Origin of the sequence: Streptomyces sp. CC224B, from assembly GCF_030010595.1 — a bacterium.
Taxonomy (GTDB): Bacteria; Actinomycetota; Actinomycetes; order Streptomycetales; family Streptomycetaceae; genus Streptomyces; species Streptomyces longispororuber.
The window spans coordinates 24,167-41,116 of record NZ_JASCXL010000015.1; the positions used below are offsets into that span (position 1 = coordinate 24,167).

Sequence of the window (16,950 nt, forward strand, 5' to 3'; positions counted from 1 at the left end):
GAGTGAGTCCATGCCCACCGAAGACGAGCTGCTCAAGTACCTGAAGGCCGTGTCCGAGGAACTGCACGTCACCCGCGGCCGGCTGCAGACCCTGGAGGAGCGGCGCACCGAACCCGTGGCGATCGTCGGCATGAGCTGCCGCCTGCCCGGCGGCGTCTCCTCGCCCGACCAGCTCTGGGACGTCGTGGTCAAGGGCGAGGACGCGGTCGGCGAGTTCCCCGCCGACCGCGGCTGGGACGTCGACGCGCTGTACGACCCGGAGCCGGGCCGGCCCGGCAGGACGTACACGCGCTCCGGCGGATTCCTGCACGACGCGGCGGACTTCGACCCGGCGTTCTTCGGGATCAGCCCGCGCGAGGCGCACGGGACGGACCCGCAGCAGCGCCTCATGCTCGAAGCGTCCTGGCAGGCCCTGGAGAGCGCGGGCATCGACCCGCACTCCCTGAAGGAGACCCGCACCGGCGTCTTCGCGGGCTGCTTCCACCACGACTACGACCCCGGCGGCGGCAGCGTCGGCAGCCTCGTCTCCGGCCGCGTCTCCTACGCGCTCGGGCTCCAGGGCCCCTCCGTCACCGTCGACACGGCCTGCTCGTCGTCGCTCGTCGCGCTGCACCAGGCGGTGCGGTCGCTGCGCGACGGCGAGTGCACCCTGGCCCTGGCGGGCGGCGTCACGGTGCTTGCCACGCCGGGCGTGTTCGTCGAGTTCTCCCGCCAGCGCGGTCTCGCCGCCGACGGCCGCTGCAAGTCGTACGCCACGGCCGCCGACGGCACCGGCTGGGGCGAGGGCGCGGGCGTCCTCGTCCTGGAGCGCCTCAGTGACGCCGAGCGCCTCGGCCACCGCGTCCTCGCCGTGGTCCGCGGCTCGGCGGTCAACCAGGACGGCGCCTCCAACGGCCAGACCGCCCCCAACGGCCCCGCCCAGCAGCGGGTGATCCAGGACGCGCTGGCCAGTGCCCGGCTGACCCCGGCCGACGTCGACGCGGTCGAGGGCCACGGCACGGGCACCACCCTGGGCGACCCGATCGAGGCGCAGGCGCTGCTGGCCACGTACGGGCAGGGGCGGGGCGCGGACCGGCCGCTGTGGCTGGGTTCGCTGAAGTCGAACATCGGGCACACCCAGGCCGCCGCCGGTGTCGCGGGCGTCATCAAGATGGTGCAGGCCATGCGGCACGGCGTGCTCCCGCGCACCCTGCACGTGGACGAGCCCTCGCACCACGTCGACTGGACCGAGGGGGACGTCGAGCTCCTCACCGAGAACAGGCCCTGGCCCGACACCGGCCGCCCCCGCCGCGCCGGGGTCTCGTCCTTCGGCTACAGCGGCACCAACGCCCACGTCATCCTGGAGGCAGCCCCGGCCCCCGCCGAGGAGCCCGCGCGCCCCCACCCGAACCTCGTGCCCTGGGTACTCTCCGCCCGCACCGAGGCGGCGCTGGGGGAGCAGGCCACACGGCTGCTCGCCCGGATCAGCGAGGACGCCGAACTGGACCCCCGGGATGTGGGGTTCACGCTGGCGTCGGGACGCGCGGTGCTTGAGCACCGGGCGGTGGTCCTGGGCGGTGACGTGAGTGAACTGAGCGCCCGGCTGGCTGAGTTGGCGTCGGGCCGTGAGGTCTCGGGTGTGGTGTCAGGGCGTGCCGGGGTGTCGTCCTCGGTGGTGTTCGTGTTCCCCGGGCAGGGTTCGCAGTGGGTGGGTATGGCGCGGGAGCTGCTGGAGTTCTCGCCGGTGTTCGCGGCGCGGATGGCGGAGTGTGCTGTCGCGTTGGAGCCGTACGTCGATGGCTGGTCGCTGTTGGATGTGGTGCGCGAGGGCGATGAGGACGTGCTGCGGCGGGTGGATGTTGTCCAGCCGGTGTTGTTCGCGGTGATGGTGTCGCTGGCTGAGCTGTGGCAGTCGCTCGGCGTGCGGCCTGCGGCGGTGGTGGGTCACTCCCAGGGGGAGATCGCGGCCGCGTGTGTGGCGGGTGGGCTGTCGCTGGAGGATGCCGCTCGCGTGGTGGCTCTGCGTAGCCGGGCGATCGTACGGCTGTCGGGGCGTGGCGGGATGGTCTCGGTGCTGGCCGGGGAGGAGGCCGTCGCCGGGAGGCTGACCGCTGGCATCCAGGTCGCGGTGGTCAACGGACCTGAGCAGGTCGTGGTCTCCGGTGCCCCCGAGGAGCTGGACGCGTTCCTGTCCGGATGCGAGGCCGACGGTATCCAGGCCCGGCGTATCGCGGTGGACTACGCCTCGCACTCCCCGCAGGTGGAGGACCTGAAGGACGAACTCCTCGAAGTGCTGCGGGAGATCGAGCCCCGCACGGGCCAAGTACCGCTGTACTCCACCGTGACCGGCGCGGTGATCGACACCGGGGAGATGGGCGCGGAGTACTGGTTCACCAACCTCCGCCAGACCGTCCGCTTCGACGCCGCCCTGCGCGGCCTGCTGGCGGACGGGCACCGCGTCTTCGTGGAGTCGAGCCCCCACCCGGTGCTGCTCGGCGCCGTGGCGCAGAACGCCGACCACAGCCGTACGACCGGGGTGACCGCGGTCGGCACCCTCCGGCGCGACGAGGGCGAGGAGGCGCGGCTCCTGCGCAACCTTGCCGACGTGTTCGCCGCGGGCGTGGCCGTGGACTGGTCGCCGTGGCTGGGCGGTGGACGCCTGGTGGAGCTGCCGACGTACGCCTTCCAGCGGCGCCGGTACTGGCAGCCCGCCGCGGCCACGGCGGCCGACGTCGGCTCCGCGGGCCTCGGCCCCGTCCGGCACCCGCTGCTCGGCGCGGCCGTGCGCCTGGCGGGCGGCGACGACGTGGTCCTCACCGGGCGCATATCCCGCGCTACCCACCCCTGGCTGGCGGACCACGCCGCCTTCGGCAGGGTCCTGCTACCCGGCACCGCCTTCGTGGAGATGGCCCTGCGCGCCGCCGACGAGGTCGGCCGCCCCGTGCTGCGCGACCTGACGCTGCACGCGCCGCTGGTCCTCCCCGAGCACGGCGAGACCGACATCCAGGTGCAGATCGGCGCAGCCGACGGCAGCCGCCGCCCGCTTGAGATCTACTCCCGCCCCCGCGGCGGTGACACCGCCGCGTGGACCCGGCACGCCGACGCCGTGCTCACGGACGCGGCCCCCGAGGACGGCGCCGCCGCGCCGGAGCCCGAAGGACCGCTGTACGGCGCCGCGTGGCCGCCCGCTGGCGCCGAACGCCTGGACGTGGCCGCCCACTACGACACCCTGGCCGCCGCGGGCCTCGAGTACGGCCCCGCCTTCCAGGGCCTGTCCGACCTCTGGCGGCTCGGCGACGAGGTCTTCGCCCAGGTCACCCTGCCCGGCCGGCAGGCCGAGGAGGCACGGAGGTTCGGGCTGCACCCCGCCCTCCTGGACGCGGCCCTCCAGGCCGCCGCTGCGGGCCGCACGGACGACGGCCGCGCGCCGTTGCCCTTCTCCTTCGGGACCGTCACCGCGCCCGGCCGGGGCGCGAGCGAGATGCGCGTACGCGTCGCCCCCGCCGGGCCCGACACCTTCACCGTCGAGACGGCCGACCCCTCCGGCGAGCCGGTCGCGCGCGTCGACGCGCTGCTGGTGCGCCCGGTGGCGCCCGGCGACCTCGCCACGCCGGAGGGCGGCACGGACGCGCTGCTGTCCGTCGCGTGGACGCCGTACACCGGCCAGGTCGACGAGAACGCCGCGACCGCAGTGGGCGCCGCGACCGCCGCGGATGCCGCGACCGCCGAGAACGCTGCGACCGCCGCGGACGCCGCCGTTGCGGACGTTCCGGCGGACGTGACGCTGGTGCCGGCCGCCGCCGGGCCGGACACCGGCGACGCGGCGGCCCGCGCCCGGGCCGTGCTCGGGGAGGCGTTGCGCGACGTGCAGCGGTGGCTGGCGCGTACCGACCGGTCCGCGACCGCCCGCCTCGTCGTGCTCACCCGCCGTGCCGTCCTGACGGGCACGGAGGAGCCCGGCACCGCCCCCGACCTCGCCCACGCCTCGGTGTGGGGCCTGGTGCGGGCGGCCCGCGCGGAGAACCCGGGCCGCGTCGTCCTCGTGGACGTGGACGCCGGGGCCTTCGACCGGATCGCCGCGTCCGCCGCCTCCAGGAAGACCGGGGAGGCGGGGGAGGCTGGTGAGACCGGTGGGCTCGGTGAGACCGGTGGGCTCGGCGGCCTCGGCGCGGCCGACGCCAGCGCCCTCCGCGAGGCCCTGCGCACCGGGCGGCCCGAACTGGCCCTGCGCGACGGGCAGATGTACGTGCCCACCCTGCGCCACCAGGACACGGAACCCGCCGACGGCGCCGCGGCGGCCCTCGGCACCGGCACCGTCCTGATCACCGGCGGCACCGGCGGCCTCGGCGCCCACGTGGCCCGGCACGCCGCCGCGCGCGGCGCCCGGCACCTGCTGCTCCTGTCCCGGCGCGGCCCCGCCGCCGAGGGCGCCGGGGCGCTGCGCGACGAGCTGACCGCGGCCGGGGCCCACGTCACCGTACGGGCCTGCGACGTGGCCGACCGCGACGACCTGGCGCGGGCGCTGCGCGAGGTGCCGGAGGAGTACCCGCTGACCGCTGTCGTCCACGCCGCCGGAGTGCTCCGCGACGCCGTCGTCGAGTCCATCGACGCCGAAGGGCTCGACGCCGTGCTGCGGCCGAAGACCGACGCCGCCTGGCACCTGCACGAGCTGACCGCGGACGCGGACCTGTCCGCCTTCGTGCTCTTCTCCTCCCTCGCGGGCGTGCTCGGCGGGGCGGGCCAGGGCGGTTACGCCGCCACCAACGCCTTCCTCGACGCCCTGGCCCGGCACCGCCGCGCCACCGGGGCGCCCGCGCTCTCCCTCGCCTGGGGCCTGTGGGCCGAGGCGACCGGCATGACCGGGCACCTCGGCGCCGCGGACCTGGAGCGGATCAACCGGGGCGGGATCGCCGCGCTCGGCACCGAGCGGGGCCTGCGGCTGTTCGACGCCGCACTCGGCCGGGACACCGGTGACGCGCTGCTCCTCGCCGCCGCCCTCGACGTGCCCGTGCTGCGCGCCACCGAGCCCGCGCTGCTGCCGCCGCTCCTCGCCGGCCTGTTCCCGCCGCGCCGCCGCCTCGCCGTGGCCCGCGCCGGGCGGCCCGCGGGCGGCGCAGGGGCGGACGGCCGCCTCGCCCTCGACTCGCGCGACGCGGTGGTGGACCGGCTGCGGTACCGCTTCGCCCGCACCCTGGGCTTCGACACCGACGAGGTCGACGTGGCCGCGCCGCTCGTCGGCCAGGGCCTCGACTCCGTGATGGCCATGCAGATCCGCAGCCTCATCGAGTCGGACTTCGGCCGCTCCGTGCCCGTCTCCTCGCTGTTCAACGGCGCCACCGTGGAGAGCGTCGCCGACGCGCTCATGGCGGCGGCCCCGGGCGAGGGGCGGCCCGCCCCCACGGCCGGTGGCACCGGGCCCGCCGAGGTCCCCGAGGTCGTACGCCACCCGGCCACCCGAGACGTCGTACGGCTGCTGCGCGCCGAGCAGCACGGCACGCCGGGCGTCACCCACCACATCGGCCTCGCCGTGCGGCTCGCCGAGCCGACGACCCCGGACCGCCTCACCGAGGTGATCGCGTCCCTCGCCGCCCGGCACGCCGCGCTGCGCACCGCGATCGGCCCGGACACCGACGGCGGGCAGCAGCTGGAGGTCCGCCGCTCCCTCGCCGGTGACCTCGTCCGCTGGTCGCCCGTCGCCGAGGGCACCGACGTCGACGAACGGCTGCGGCTGCTCATGGAGCCGCCCTTCGACCTCGGCTCCGCCCCGCTGTGGCGGTTCGAGCTCCTCGCGTACGCCTCCGGCGAGCAGGTCCTCGTCTTCGGCGCCCACCACGCCGTGTCCGACCTGGCCTCGCTGATGCTGGTGGCCCACGGCCTCGGCGCCGGCCTGCGCGGCACCGAGCCGCCCGCCGCCGTCACCAACCGCGACGTCGACCTGCTCCTGCGCGCCCAGGCCGGGCGCCCCGCGGACGCGTCGGCACCCACCGGTGACTGGCGCGCGGACTTCACCGGGGCCCGCCGCCTCGACCTGGAGCTGGCCGGGCCCCGGCCCGAGCGGCGGACCTTCCGCTCGGCCATGCACCTGACCGAGCTGCCCGCGGACCTCCAGGAGCGCGTCGCGGCCCGCGCCAACGGCCTCGGCATCACGCCCGCCGCCTTCTGGCTCGGCGTCCTCACGGTCCAGCTCGCCCGGCTGCGCGAGCGGGAGAGGTTCGTCCTCGCCGTGCCCGTGGACACCCGGCTGCACGTGGCGGCCCTCGACGCGGTCGGGTACTTCGGGCTGCCCATCCCCTTCGCCGCCCAGGTCGGCCGGGGGGAGACCGCCGAGGCCGTCCTGCGGCGCACCGACAGCAGGCTCAGCCGGGTCCTGGAGCGGGGCGTCACCTTCTTCGACGCGATGTCCGCCCTCGTCCAGGAGGGGCTGTACCGCAAGGACGCGCCGCTCGTCGAGGTCTACTTCAACTACATGCCGCCGGCGGCCGGGGCGGCGGAGGGCCTGCGCATCCTGCCCGCGGGCACCGGCTACTCCGACCTCGACCTGATGGTCACCGTCATGCCGGGCCTCGGCAAGGTCGGCCTGGAGTACAACACCGACGTCGTCGACGAGGCGAGCTGCGCGGCCCTCGGGCGCGGGCTGCTCGCGCTGGCCGCCGAGGCCGCGGCCGCCCCCGAGACCCTCCTCGCCCTACCGGAAGGACCCGCAGTGGCCCCCGCCCCCGAGCCCGTGGCGACGGCCGTGGGTACGTCACCCGCCGCCGAGCCCGCGGTGTCCGCCGCCGTTACGACGCCCGCCGCCGAGCCCGTGGCCACGGCCGTGGATACGACGCCCGCCGCCGAGCCCGCGGTGTCCGCCGCCGTTACGTCATCCGCCGCCGGGCCCGGCGGCGCGCCCGCACAGATCGCCGTCGCCGCCACCTTCGCCCTCGGCAACCTCCCCGCCATGCTGTCGGTCGCCCTGGAGGACGCCGGGGTCGAGGGCGGCCCCTTCGAGGTGGCCGAGGCCCCGTACCACCAGGTCCTGGCCAGTCTGCTCGACCCGGGGAGCGTCCTCGCGCGGAAGGCGACCGTCGCCAACCTGGTCCTGCTGCGCCCCGGCGACCTGACCCGCTTCGCGGAGGCCGAGGGCGACGGCGGACGCCTCCTCGACCAGCTCGCCGAGGAGTACCCGGCCGCCCTGCGCGCCCTCGCCGACCGCACCCGCACGCCCCTCGTCGTCGCCTTCCTGCCGGAGGGCTCCGCCGACGCACGGCTGCGCGCCTGGGAGCTGCAGGTGACGGAACAGCTCACCGACCGGCCCGGCATCGCCGTCCTGCCGTCGGCCACCTGGGACGACGGCGAGTTCCCGGCCGACGGCGTCCTCAACCCGCGCACCGACGCGGTCGCCCACCTGCCCTTCCAGGAGGAGTTCCAGGCGTTCGTGGCGCTGCGCCTCGCCGACGTGCTGTGGAACGTACGCCGCCGGGCGCCCAAGGTGATCGTCGTCGACGGCGACGAGACGCTGTGGAGCGGCGTCGCCGGCGAGGCGGGCCCCGAGAACGTCCTCTTCACCGGGGCCCGCGCGCTGCTCGCCCAGCGGCTGCTCCAGTGGCGGGAGGCCGGGGTGCTGCTCGCGCTCGTCTCCAACAACGACGAGGCCACGGTGCACGCCGTCCTCGACCGGCCCGACAGCCCGCTGCGCCGCGAGCACTTCGCCGCGGTCTCCGCGGCGTGGGGGCCCAAGTGGACCCGCATCCTCAAGATCGCCGAAGACCTGCGGCTCGGCCTCGACAGCTTCCTGTTCCTCGACGACAACCCGGTGGAGCTGGCCGCGGTGCGGGCGCAACTGCCCGAGGTGCTCTGCGTGACCTGCCCCGCCGACAGCGAACTCGCCGGCTTCGTCACCCGCCTGTGGCCGGTGGTGCCGCGCGCGGCCACGGCCGAGGACGCCGCCCGCGCCGCGTTCTACCAGCAGGAGCGGGTGCGCGACGTGGCCCGCGCGCAGCTCGGCTTCGCCGAGTTCCTGGAGAACCTCCGGCTCGAACTCGACATCGAGCCGGTGAACGAGGACACGGCCGAGCGCACCATCCAGCTCAGCCGCCGCACCAACCAGTTCAACCTGCGCCCCCGCCCCCTGGACGCCGCCGAGCTCGACCGGCTGCGCAAGGACGGCGAGGTGTGGACGGCGACCGCGCGCGACCGGTTCGGCTCGTACGGGCAGATCGGCGTCCTGGCCGTCAAGGCGGAGGGCGACGCGCTCGAAGTGGTCGCCTGGATGATGAGCTGCCGCGTGCTCGGCCGCGGCGTCGAGGACCGGCTGCTCCAGTGGCTGGCCGACCGGGCCGAGGAGCACGGGTGCGCCACCGTGCGCCTCGTCGCCGAGAACACGCCCCGCAACACACCCGCCCGGCGCCTGGTCTCCCGCCTCGGCGGCGGCGAGGTCGACGCGCCGCGCCTGGAGACGGCGGTGGCCCTGGCGCACCTCCGGGAGTTCCGTTCCTGGGACCTCGGATCCGAAAACGCAGCGGAGGTCAGCAATGCCTGAGGCGGGAAGCGGTACGAGCCGCAACCGCGGTGTCAACCGGCGGCCGGAGGAAGAGGTGATCGAACGGCGCGGCCCGGGCCGCGCCCAGGCCTCCGACCTCCTCGCCCGCTTCCGCGGCGCGAACACGGCGCGGACGGCACCCACTTCGCCCCCGGCGCCTCCTACGGCACCGCCCGCGGCCGACGACCGCACGGGACCGGCACCCAATGGTCGTACGGAGACCGCGGCGGACGCTCGTACGGGGACGGGGACGGTGACGGTGACGGCCACGGAGGCGGCGGCGGACACCGGTACGGGGACGGACATCCCCGCCGGGCCCGCGGCGGACATCCCCACCGACCCCGCGGCCGGTGCCGCGCCCGCACGGCGCGGTGTCCCGGAGGTCGCCGCGGGCATCGCCGCCCTCGCCGCCCGCTTCGTGCCGGGGGCCGCCGCCGACGTGGAGAAGGACCTCTTCGACGCGGGCCTGTCGTCGGTCGACGCGGTCGAGCTGGTCGCGCTCATGGCGGGCGAACTGGACGTCCAGCTCAGCCTGGACGACGTCTTCGCGGACGCGCGCCCGCGCCGCCTCGCCCAGCGCTGGGCGGCGGCGGCCGGACTCCCGACCGACCTGACGGCCACGGCCACGGCCACGGCCGGGGCGAACGGGGCGGCGGGCGCGACGGCCACGACGGCGATCACCCCGGCGCCCGCGGTCACCCCGGCGACAGTGGCCACCCCAGTATCCGCAGCCACCACAGCACCGACGGCCCCGGCGATCCCCACCACCCCAACAACCCCAACAACCCCAGTAACCGAGCCGACCCCGTCGACCCCGTCGGCATCCCACCCGCCCGCCGTGGTCCGCGCCGCGGCCGACCCGGCGCACGAGGACCTGGAGACGATCCTGGCGGACCTCGCGCTGGCCGACCGGCTGCCGTTCAGCCGGCAGGCCGACCCGGTGGAGCCGCGCCGCGTGCTGCTCACCGGCGCCACCGGCTACCTGGGCAGCCACCTGCTGCTCGACCTGCTGCGGCAGGGCGACGCCCACGTGGTGTGCCTGGTGCGCGCGGCGGACGACGCGGCCGCCGAACGCCGCCTCGCCGAGGCCCTGGCGAGCTTCGGCCAGCCCTGGTCCACCGAGGTGCGGCGGCGCGTGACGGTCCTTGCCGCGGACCTGCGGCGGCCGTACCTGGGGCTGCCGCAGGACCGATGGGCCGCCCTGGCCGCCGAGGTCGACTCCGTCGTCAACGTCGCCGCAGCGGTGGACTTCCTGCGCGGCTACCCCTCGCTGCGTCAGACCAACGTGCTCGGCCCGCTGGCCCTCGCCGAACTGGCGATGACGGGACGGCCCAAGCCGCTGCACCACGTGTCGTCGGTCGCGGTGTTCAACGAGGTCGGCATCGAGAAGATGGGCGAGGACGACCCGGTCGCGCACATCGACCGGCTCTTCGCGGGCTACGACAAGTCGAAGTGGGCCGCGGAGGCCGTGCTGCGGCGGGCCCGCGAACACGGCCTGACCGTCACGATCCTGCGGCCGGGCGCGATCGGCGGCCACACCCGCACCGGCGTCTACAACCCGCGCGACCTCAGCACCGGCCTGATCGGCGCGTTCTCCCGGTACCGGACCGTCCCCGCCTTCAAGTTCATGAACCTGGCGCCGGTGGACTGGATCAGCCGGACCGCGGCGGCCATCGTGTTCGACCCGAGGGCGTGGGGCCAGAACTACCACCTCACGGGCCGCGCGGAGACGCTGCCGGAGCTGGTCAAGGACATGAAGCTGGCCGGGATGAACGTCCGCGTGGCGGGCTGGCGCGACTGGCGGGACGACCTGCTCCGGCGGCACGCCGCTGAACCGGTGCCCGAACTCGACTTCCTCATCCGCATCCTGCGCAGCCCCACCGCGATGAAGCTGTTCGAGGCGCTGATGTTCGGCCCCGAGGCGGGCATGGAGCGCACCGAGGCGTTCCTCGCCCGGCACCGCCTGCCGCTGCCGGAACGCTACGGCTCCCAGGCCCAGTTGAAGGCCTTCGAGCGCATGGCGGAGGACGGCGTGGCCCGGCTGCCCAGCCGCGACGACCCGCCCTACCTGTCGTTCCGCGAACGTACGAAGGGCCACGTCGGCCCGGTCGGCGAGCAGCGCGACACCAGGTGCCGGATGGCGCTGACGCTGTCCATCGCGAGCATGTACCAGGTCGTACGGCACCGGAAGATCGACGTGCGCGGCGAGGTGTCCTGCGAGCGGCTGCACCCCGAGCCGCTGACGGTGGCGGCCGGCGAGATCTGGGTCCGCCCCGACGAGGGCGTCCCGCTGCGGCACGGCAACGACCACCCGCTGCTGCGCTACCGCCTGGTCCTGGTCGACCGGGACGGCGGACGCTGGTGGCTTGAGGGCTGGAAGACGGCCCGGGCGCGCCGCGACTTCTGGAAGCAGACCCGGACCATCGAGGTCACCCTCGGCCGCGAGGGCGGGCCCGCGAGCCTGGAGGGCGTCGTCAGGGTGCCCGGCAAGAGCTACGTACCGGACCAGATCGACGGCATCCGGGTCGACCCGCGGCTGTCGTCGCAGGAGCAGCGGCTCGCCAAGCTGGCGTGGCTGTCGTGGTTCTTCGTCCAGGTCGGCATGGGGCTCGCGGAGCCGTCCCTGCGCGCCGGCGCGGAACTGCTCGACCTGCGCAGGGACGCGATCGACCGGGACAAGGACAGGCTGCAACGGAAGATCAGGAAGCTGATGATCAAAAGGGAGCAGACCCGATGACGCTGAGGCCCCTCCACTCCGCATACGGGGACCGGGTCGAGCAGATCCCCTTCACGGCCTCCGACGGCACCGAGCTCGGCCTGACCCGGATCGCCCCCGCCGACGGGACCGGCGACCGCCCGGCCGTGCTGGTCCTGCACGGACTCACCGCCTCGGCGGACATGTTCACGCTGCCAGAGACCCGCAACCTGGTCGACGTGCTGCTCGACGCGGGCTACGAGCCCTGGCTCCTGGACTGGCGCGGCAGTTGCCGCCTGCCGTACAACGAGGGCCGGGTGCGCTACACCTTCGACGACGTGGCGCTGTACGACATCCCCGAGGCGGTGGCGCTCGTCAAGGAGCGCACCGAGGGCCGCGAACTCCACGTGGTGGCCCACTGCATCGGGGCGATGTGCCTGTCGCTCAGCATGGCGGCCGGCCTGGTCCCGGGCCTCGCGGGGGTGGTGGCGCAGGGCGTCTTCCTGACCCCGAAGATGTCCTGGAAGACCCGCGCCCGCCTGCACTTCGGCGGCGAACTGCTCCGCTCCCGCATCGTCAACATCCCCACCGACTTCAAGAAGGTCGGGATGTGGTCGAAGTACTCGCTGCTCTTCGCGGAGGTCTCGCTGGGCGCCGAGTGCAAGGACCCCAACTGCCAGATCCTGCACAACGACTCGTGGGGCGTGGGCGGCTCGCTCTTCGAGCACGACAACCTCCACGACGTCACCCACGACCGCCTGGCCGACCTGTACGGCACCGTCCCGATGTGGATCCTGCCGCACCTGCGCGGCATCGAGCTGGCCCACACGATGATGCGCTACAACGACGCCGACGGCCGCTACGACGCCCTGCCGAAGAACGCCCTGGACAACGCGGGCACGTTCGACACCCCGCTGCTCCTGCTCTCCGGCAGCGACAACCGCTTCTGGTACGACTCCAACAAGCTGTGCCACGAGGTCCTGCGCGGCCGCTACCCCGACATGGACGTCCGCTACGTGGAGGTCCCCGGCTACGGCCACCTGGACGCCTTCATCGGCCGCAACGCGGCCCTGGACGTCTTCGGCCACATAGTCGACTTCCTGGACGACTGCCACAGCCGCCACGCCACGGCCTGACACCACCACACCCGCCGGGCGTCCCCACCCACACCACGGGGACGCCCGCAGGGGCCCGCGCCCCGAGGGCCGCGGGGAGGGTGGATGCGGTCCTGCCCCGTACGCACGCCGAGGAGTTGCCCGATGCCCGCACCGCCCGGCGACGAGCAGCCGGGCAAGGCGGGAACGACGTCCGACCTGATCGTCGAGCGCCTGCTGGAACGGGGCGTGGACACCGAGCGGCTCATGGACCCGGCCCGGCCCACGCCGTCACCGCGACCTCGGACACGGCGCTCGATGTCAGCAAGGTGCGAAGCCCCGACTACCAGCCGGCAGCGCGTTCGGAAGCCAGCGCACCCAGGCCGACTTCTCCACGGTGGTCACGTCGCCCGAGCGAGGCATCGCCATGTATTTCAGCCTTTCGGTGGACTTCAACCCGTTCCGCTTCACTTTACGTACCTGTTTGATGCACGTCTGTGGCACGATAGCCAGTTTGGCCGACTCGCCTCACTATGGCGCGATCCACCCGAACAGCCGGGCGTATGTCTGAATGCGCTTCTCTCCCGCCCCGGTTGTGGCGCAGGCCGAACGCTGGCGTCCGTGCGCTCTACTGCGCGCCGATCTGGCCGATGCCAAAGGGAAGTTGCCTGACGCACAAAAGCGCATCCGGAATGGCGTACGACGGAACGCGCTGCCGACTGGCCCCTTGCCGCCACGATGGGCGCACCGCCAAGGAGTGGTTGCTGCCGCGAGAGCTTTCGTGCCGGTCCGCGGACTGGACATGAGGCGCTGTCGCAGCCGACGGTCCTCCACGGCATCGGCTACTGACCCGCGCGGCGAGCAGCGGTGCAACGGCCTGCGTGAGCCGGTGCTCGACCTTCCTGCCGAAACAGGTGGACGGCTACGCCGCCAGCGAGGCGACGCCCTCGCCGACCCACAGGCCACTGACGCCTGCTCCGCAACCTCGAACGCGCCGAAGCCCCCGACGGACTCGAACCTGCGGCCAAGTGCCGAGAAGGTAGTTGCTCGCTCTACGGAAGCGAGACCCGTGACCTGCGCTGCAAGGCTGCACCCGGCTGCAGAAAGGCGGAAAACGCCACCGCGCACTCACCGGAACGAGCCGTTCCTCGCCTGCCTTCGTCAGGTGTGCTTCCCTGGCGCCCGCTCCGGGCTGCCGGTGCTACACAAGTCCATATACGCACAGGTGGGTCTGGCTGGGCGGTTCAATACCTGGGGAGCGGAATGTCCGTTTCTCTGAAAGTGAGTAAAATCCAGGGCCGGCTCGACTAACGTGCCTGGTCAGTTCCGTGGTCCCCGCACGCGCGGGGGTGGTCCCAAGGAGTACGTCGAGCGAGGACGCGACGTCTTGTGGTCCCCGCACATGCGGGGTGGTCCCAGGCAGGCCGCGTCCGGAGGTGTCGGCCGGCACGCGGTGGTCCCCCGGCGTTCGAGACGCGGAGCGGTCAGGGGGTCCACGTCGTCGCGGCTGTGGAAGGCGTAAGCCTTGATCTCGGAGCGCTGCGACCGGATCCGCTCCTGAAGCTGCGCAGGCAGAGGACCGCCATCGAAGAGGAACAGCACCTTGTCGCCTTCAGCAGGGCTGGGGCCCAGTCGACTGCAAGCACACGACCGATCCCGGGCGTGATGCCCAGCTCCTCGCGGAACTCCCGCACGCACGCCTGCAGCGGGGACTGGCCCCCGTGTACGTACGGGCGGCCAGGGGGAGCGTCGGCAAGGAGCGGCAACTGCCTGGTGGCGAAGCCGAAGCGCGACGCCTGGTAGGCGCCCCACACCTCGCCGACGTCGCAGGGACGGTGTGCCGGCCGCTGTCGTTCGACCACTCCAGGAGCGTGGTTCACCGATGAGGTTGCCGATGGACGCGTCCCGGGCGGGTGCCAGGGCGCGCATCGCGGAGAGGCAGTCGAGCTCGATGCGGTCGTCTCCGCCTTGCCGAGCCAGTCCGACGTACGGCCGACCAGCCCGGCCGGCACTTCCTGGGAGAGGCGCTGCCGGTACCAGGCCATGCGCTCACCGATCGTCAGGCGCTGCGTCATTCCTCTTCATACGGCGGAGCCGGACGTCGGGAAGAACTGGACCGACGGCGGCACCCTGCATGAAGAGCGGGACCTGTAGGGGTGAGCCGAGGCGAGGGCGACACGCGCGTCGTACGGGGCCCTCCTGCCCTCACGAAGATCATTCGGGAGCACACCAAGGCAGAGGGCCTGAAGCCCGGCGACCAGATGTTCCAGGGCGAGAAGGGAGGAATCCTCTCCGGCTCGGTGACGCGCCGAGCGCGGAGGAACGCTCGCAAGACGGAACTGACCGAGCGTCAGTGCGCATCCCCGATAGGCAAGCGAATTTATGACATTCGGCACACTCTGCTGACGAAGTGGCCCAACGGCGGCATTCCGCCCCCGCAGGTCGCGTACGCGTACGGGGCAGGCAACACATCCCCGGTGCTGCTGGCGTCCGACGCCGGGTGCGTCGAGGGCCAGCTCCCGGATCTCAAGCGCCGGATGGACGCTCAGGGGGACTTCCCTGAGCTGCCCGACGAGGACTGAGCCCCGAGCGGACTCCTCCGCTTCGCCGCGCCTGAGCGTAACGCCCCTGACCAGCAAAAAGGCCTCCCCGAAGGAAGGCCGGTGAAGTGCGCCCCCGGCAGGACTCGAACCTGCGGCCAAGTGCTTAGAAGGCACCTGCTCTATCCACTGAGCTACGGGGGCCGATGATGGCCGGTGGCCTGGAGCCCGGTGTGGGGCCGGTCCGTGACCTTGCCGGGGACAAGGATAGGGCTCCTGCGTCCGTGTCCCTGGTGCTTCACCTCCGCGCCGCGATGTGGAGGTTCAGTGAAGCGGTCCTGATAATCGCAGGCAGGTGCGAATCTCGCACCGCTTTTGGCGCCTGACGCCCCGGGTGTTGTGCACTCGTTATGCCTGTGCCCCAGTCATCCCTTCCGTCACGTGTGTCCGATCGGCGCGCAGGCGTGCTCATATGCTTCAGAAAGCCGTCAAAATTGGGCATTCTTCGCATGTGGTGACCTTGGACGTACGGCCTCAATTGCTTGACGCGCTGACCACCCTGCGTGAGCGCGTCGCCGCCGCACGCTTTCCGCTCCCCCTGCCGGGGGCGCCACGCGCGCGTGCCAACCGGGATGAGCTCCTCGCCCAGCTCGACGACTATTTGGTGCCCCGCCTCAAGGCCCCCGAAGCGCCCTTGCTGGCGGTCGTCGGCGGGTCCACCGGGGCCGGCAAGTCGACGCTGGTGAACTCCCTGGTGGGGCGGCAGGTCAGCGAGGCGGGGGTGCTGCGCCCCACGACCCGCACCCCGGTCCTCGTCTGCCATCCGGATGACCGGCACTGGTTCGCGGGGGTGAGAATCCTGCCCGACCTCACCCGCGTGTGGGTGCCCCGCCAGGACGGCGACGAACCGACCCCGCCCGCCGAGGACGACCGGGTCCTGCGGGTGGAGACCGCCGACACGCTGCCCGCGGGCCTCGCCCTGCTCGACGCCCCCGACATCGACTGCCTCGTCGCCGAGAACCGGGTGCTCGCCGCCCAGCTCATCTGCGCCGCGGACGTGTGGGTCACCGTCACCACGGCGGCCCGCTACGCCGACGCGGTGCCCTGGCACCTCCTGCGGACCGCCAAGGAGCACGACGCCACCCTCGTCACCGTCCTCGACCGCGTGCCGCACCAGGTGGTCGCCGAGGTCTCGCTCCAGTTCGAGGCCCTGCTCGCCAAGGCGGGCCTCGGCGACGTGCCCCGCTTCACCGTGCCGGAACTGCCCGAGTCCACCGGCGGCGGCGGACTGCTGCCCGCGACCGCCGTGGCGCCGCTGCGCGAGTGGCTCGCCCAGCAGGTGCGGGACTCCGCCACCAGACAGGGCGCCCTCGCCCGCACCGCCCTCGGCGCGCTCGGCTCGCTCAACTCCCGCCTGCCCGAGCTGGCCGGCGCCGTCGCCGCCCAGTACGCGGCCGCCCTGCGGCTCACCGCCGCCGTCGACGAGGCGTACGAGAGCGAGCACGCGCGCGTACGGGAACGCCTCCAAGCGGGCGCCGTGCTCGCCGGGGACGCGCTGAAGCGCTGGCGGGCCTACCCCCTCGACTGCGGCCCCAGCGAACTCCTCGACGCCGTCTCGGCCAGCCTGGAGACGCTCCTGCTGTGCGCCGTCACCGCCGCCGACGAACGCGTCGACGAGGCCTGGCGCCGGGAGCCCGCCGCCCGGCTCCCCGAGCTCGCGCACCACCGCGACAACGGCGCCGACCACCGCATCGGCATGGCCGTACGCCGCTGGCAGCGCGTCCTGGAGGAGTACGTCGAGGACGAGATCCGCGCCGTCGACCGCGCCGACAAGAGCGCCGCGCCCGACCCCGAGGTGCTCACCGCGCTGCTCGCCACCGCCCTGCTCGGCGGGCGCCGAGCCCGCTCCGCCGGGGAGGGCCTCGCCGCCCGCGTCGGCGCCCACGGCGCGCTGCGGCTGCGCGACCGCGGCGGCCGGCTCCTCACCGCCTACCTGGACAAGGTCCTTGGCGCCGAACGGGAGCGGCGCCTCGCCCCCCTCGACGCGCTCGGCGTCCACCCCGAACCACAGGCCGAACTCATCGCCGCGCTGTCCGTACTGCAGAAGGAGAGGTGACCGCG

Annotated in this window: 5 protein-coding genes and 1 tRNA gene; 5 read left to right on the forward strand and 1 reads right to left on the reverse strand. The window is 73.8% G+C overall.

All coding sequences use genetic code 11. The features are described 5' to 3' along the window. Positions 1-10: 10 nt before the first annotated feature. The 4 genes from QK440_RS08470 (at position 11) to QK440_RS08485 (ending at position 14,871) form a co-directional block, all read left to right on the forward strand. Positions 11-8,500: a type I polyketide synthase gene (locus QK440_RS08470; protein WP_282792378.1), complete on the forward strand. Its 8,490-nt coding sequence runs from the start codon at positions 11-13 to the stop codon at positions 8,498-8,500. After that, positions 8,493-11,237, forward strand: coding sequence for a thioester reductase domain-containing protein (locus tag QK440_RS08475; protein WP_282792379.1), 2,745 nt, complete (start codon positions 8,493-8,495; stop codon positions 11,235-11,237). The genes QK440_RS08470 and QK440_RS08475 overlap by 8 nt, the downstream gene beginning before the upstream one ends. Further along, positions 11,234-12,331 (forward strand): alpha/beta fold hydrolase, encoded by a 1,098-nt coding sequence (locus QK440_RS08480; protein WP_282792380.1) that lies wholly within the window; start codon positions 11,234-11,236, stop codon positions 12,329-12,331. Before QK440_RS08475 ends, QK440_RS08480 begins: the two co-directional genes overlap by 4 nt. 2,114 nt (positions 12,332-14,445) lie before the next feature. Next, on the forward strand, positions 14,446-14,871 hold the full coding sequence (locus QK440_RS08485) for a hypothetical protein (protein ID WP_282792381.1): 426 nt from the start codon (positions 14,446-14,448) through the stop codon (positions 14,869-14,871). A gap of 89 nt (positions 14,872-14,960) precedes the next feature. On the opposite strand, the gene QK440_RS08490 is transcribed toward QK440_RS08485, so the two are convergent. Next, positions 14,961-15,033 (reverse strand) — tRNA-Arg (locus QK440_RS08490). Between the two features lie 307 nt (positions 15,034-15,340). Here QK440_RS08490 and QK440_RS08495 point away from each other — a divergent pair. Beyond that, complete coding sequence (locus QK440_RS08495) at positions 15,341-16,945, forward strand: dynamin family protein (RefSeq protein ID WP_282792382.1); 1,605 nt, start codon at positions 15,341-15,343, stop codon at positions 16,943-16,945. Positions 16,946-16,950: the final 5 nt, after the last annotated feature.

Bases quoted from the DNA above. Each gene is read 5' to 3' on its own strand.
- QK440_RS08470 (WP_282792378.1), top strand. From the start codon at position 11: ATGCCCACCGAAGACGAGCTGCTCAAGTACCTGAAGGCCGTGTCCGAG.
- QK440_RS08475 (WP_282792379.1), top strand. From the start codon at position 8,493: ATGCCTGAGGCGGGAAGCGGTACGAGCCGCAACCGCGGTGTCAACCGG.
- QK440_RS08480 (WP_282792380.1), top strand. From the start codon at position 11,234: ATGACGCTGAGGCCCCTCCACTCCGCATACGGGGACCGGGTCGAGCAG.